This is a genomic window from Pseudomonas sp. SDO5591_S426 (genome assembly GCF_054070755.1).
The window spans coordinates 1-3,434 of the sequence record NZ_JBSVXD010000332.1 but is presented as its reverse complement, the minus strand read 5'-3'; the positions used below and the strand labels follow the sequence as shown (position 1 = coordinate 3,434).

The 3,434-nt window shown below is 60.3% G+C and carries 2 protein-coding genes and 1 pseudogene; 2 read left to right on the top strand and 1 reads right to left on the bottom strand.

All coding sequences use genetic code 11. The features are described 5' to 3' along the window. Window positions 1-97 precede the first annotated feature (97 nt). Window positions 98-991: a PA4780 family RIO1-like protein kinase gene (locus tag ACW9JC_RS29435; RefSeq protein WP_338584549.1), complete on the bottom strand. Its 894-nt coding sequence runs from the start codon at window positions 989-991 to the stop codon at window positions 98-100. A gap of 447 nt (window positions 992-1,438) precedes the next feature. Between ACW9JC_RS29435 and ACW9JC_RS29430 the strand changes: the two are divergent. Then, window positions 1,439-2,527 (top strand): annotated as a pseudogene (locus tag ACW9JC_RS29430) (cache domain-containing protein); the annotation flags it as partial. 90 nt (window positions 2,528-2,617) lie between these two features. Further along, a complete protein-coding gene (locus ACW9JC_RS29425) occupies window positions 2,618-3,385 on the top strand; it encodes a methyl-accepting chemotaxis protein (protein WP_371920820.1) in 768 nt (255 codons plus the stop codon). Window positions 3,386-3,434: the final 49 nt, after the last annotated feature.

Genomic DNA, 3,434 nt, shown 5'->3' with positions numbered 1-3,434 from the left:
AGCAAAGATCAAAAGATCGCAGCCTTCGGCAGCTCCTACAGGGGATTGCCAGTTGGACACAAAAAACCCGGCCGAAGCCGGGTTTTTCTTTAACCGATCACTGCATCCACGGCGGAGGCGGCTCTTCGGCTTTGTTGGGTGGTGCGTCATCAGCAGCACGGGCCGCTTGCTTGCGCTCTTCATCGAGGCGCGCGGCCTCGATCTCGCGCATGATGCCGCCCACGTCGGCCAACTCTTCCGGTTCGTCGAACTCGCCGGTCAATACGCTGGCCGGGTGCAAGGTGCCCGCTTCGAACAAGGCCCACATTTCCTTGGCGTACTTGGTCTTTTTCAGCTCCGGCGCAAACCGGCCGAAATAGGACGCCATGTTGCCCACATCCCGCTCCAGCATGCTGAACGCGTGGTTGTTGCCCGCCGCGTCCACGGCTTGCGGCAAGTCGATGATCACCGGGCCGGTCGGAGTCAGCAGCACGTTGAACTCGGACAGGTCACCGTGCACCAGGCCGGTACACAGCATCAGCACGATCTGCGAAATCAGAAACGCGTGATACTCGCGTGCCTGGTCCGGCTCCAGCACCACGTCGTTCAGACGCGGCGCGGCATCGCCGTACTCGTCGGCCACCAGTTCCATCAGCAGCACGCCTTCAAGGAAGTCATACGGCTTGGGCACTCGCACACCGGCGTTGGCCAGGCGGAACAGTGCTGCCACTTCGGCGTTCTGCCAGGCGTCTTCGGTTTCCTTGCGACCAAACTTGGAACCCTTGGCCATGGCCCGGGCCTGACGGCTGTTGCGCACCTTGCGGCCTTCCTGATACTCGGCCGCCTGACGGAAACTGCGTTTGTTCGCCTCCTTGTAGACCTTCGCGCAACGTAACTGGTTACCGCAGCGCACCACGTAAACAGCTGCTTCTTTACCACTCATGAGTGGGCGCAGCACCTCGTCGACCAGACCGTCCTCGATCAGGGGTTCAATGCGTTTTGGAGTCTTCATCAGCTTTTATTGTGGGTCCTTTATTACCAAACACGCGAAAGTCATTCGTTATACGGCAATCCACCCAATCGGGGGAGGGGGTGCCGACCTATGAACATTGCAGATGCACACAATGTGCCGGTTTCATCACGAAAACCTGCGCTCCATCCCCCGTCCGCCCCGGATCATAACCGAGCCTGAAGCACTTGTTGTCCGCGGGTTGCATGGGCATTTGTGACAGAAGCTGACACCTGGACACGACCGTTCGCAGGATTTTTCGGAACAGGCCTCAATTTCCTCCGACAACAGCCGAAGTCCTTAGTGACAAACTGATTTGTCCGACAATCGCAGCACCAACAATAGCGATGTCGCACTCATGGACCCGGGTTGACCAAAAAACGTTTACGGCTGCCAAAAAACCGCGAGTCATCTGCACTGCGTGGGCCTACAAGAAAATCTGGAGCGCGGATGAACATCAAACAGAAGTTGACCTGGGCGTTTGCAATCATCGCCTGCTTGCCCGTGGTGCTGGTCGCCACCCTCGTTGTGCTGAACTTGCGCAGTGATGCCAAGGACGAATTCGTCGACAACAGCGGTCGCGAAATCCGTCAGGTCAGCAATGCCATGCAACTGTTCTTCGACGGCATCAGCCAGAACGTCGAGTACCTGGCCAAGCAACCGCTGATCACCAACTCCGACGACAGCCTCAAGACCTACATGAGCGCCAACGCCGCCAGCATTCCTCAGGGCGAGGCGGACAAAAAACTCTTCGGTTTCCTGCAGGACCTGGGCAACGCTCACCCGTCCTATGCCTACGCGATTCTCGGCACCGCCGCCGGTGGTTACGTGTCGTGGCCGGACGATGCCAAGCTGGCCAACTACGACCCGCGCCAGCGTCCGTGGTACAAGGCGGCCCAGGCCAAACCGGGCAAGCCGTTCCGTACCGAGGCCTATTACTGGGCTGAAAACGATACGTCCTACGTCAGCACCGTACGCACCATCGACAACAAGCTGGGCACCAACGGCGGCGTGGTCAGCATCGACGTGTCGCTCAAGCAGCTCACCGAACTGGTCAAACAGATCAAGCTCGGCGAAACCGGCTACCTGATGCTGCTGGAAAACTCCGGCACCGTGCTGGTCGATCCGAAGCAACCGGAACACAACTTCAAAGCCCTCGGCAGCCTCGGCGATGGTTACGCGCAACTGGCCAAGGCCGGCAAAGGCCTGGTCGAAGTCGAACTTAACGGCGAGCGCTACATGGCCAACGTCTGGCCGTCCGAGCAACTGGGCTGGACCTTCATCGGCCTGATCAAGCAAAGCGACGTGATGAGCACCGCGACCCAACTGACATGGTTGATCGCGATCATCGCCGCCGTGCTGGCCGTGGTCTTCGCCATCGTCGGTGCCAGTTTCGCCAGCGTCATCGTGCGGCCGATCCGCAGCGTGGCCGACGGCCTGGAAGGCATCGCCCAAGGTGAAGGTGACCTGACCAAGAACCTGCAAGTGCGCGGCAGCGACGAAACCGCGCAACTGGCCAACTGGTTCAACCAGTTCCTCACCGCGATTCGCAGCCTGATCCAAAGCATTGGCGGCGCCGCGACCAAGATTCTCGCCACCTCGAAGAGCTCGACCCAGGTTTCCAGCGACATGGCCGAAGCCGCCGGGCGCCAGCGTGAAGCGGTGGACATGGTGTCCACGGCGTTCCATGAAATGGTCGCCACGGCCAACGAAGTGGCACGCTCTTGCAGCCAGGCCGCCGAGTCGGCGGACAGCGGCCAGCGTCAGGCCCGTGAAGGTCAGCAACAGATCGATGCGGCGGTAAACAGCGTGGATCGCCTGAGCCAGGAAATCGAGCAGTCAGCGCAGTCGATGCAACAGCTTGAGCGCGACAGCAACGACATCCAGTCGATCCTCGGGACCATTCGTTCGATCGCCGAACAGACCAACCTGCTGGCGTTAAACGCGGCCATCGAAGCGGCACGCGCCGGTGAACAAGGTCGTGGTTTTGCGGTGGTGGCCGACGAAGTACGGGCGCTGGCCAAGCGCACGGCTGATTCCACAGCGGAAATCGACGGGCTGCTGGGCAACCTCGCCAAGCGCACCAGCCAGGTGACCCAGCAAATGCATGCGAGCCTGGAAGTGTCGCAGCAATCGGTCACCCGCATCGGCGAAGCACGCAGCAGTTTCGGGCAGATCCGCGAGTCGGTGGACGTGATCCGCGACATGAACACCCAGATCGCCACGGCGGCGGAACAACAGCACCAAGTGGCCGAAGACATCAACCGCCACATCAGCCAGATCCATGGCGATGCGCAACTGGTGGCGGAACTGGCCAACTCGGCACGCCTGGATTCCCAGAGCCTGGCCGGGTTGTCGAATGAGCTGGATGGGTTGGTTCGCCGGTTCAGAACCTAAAGATCAAAAGATCGCAGCCTGCGGCAGCTCCTACACGGGATCGGTGCAT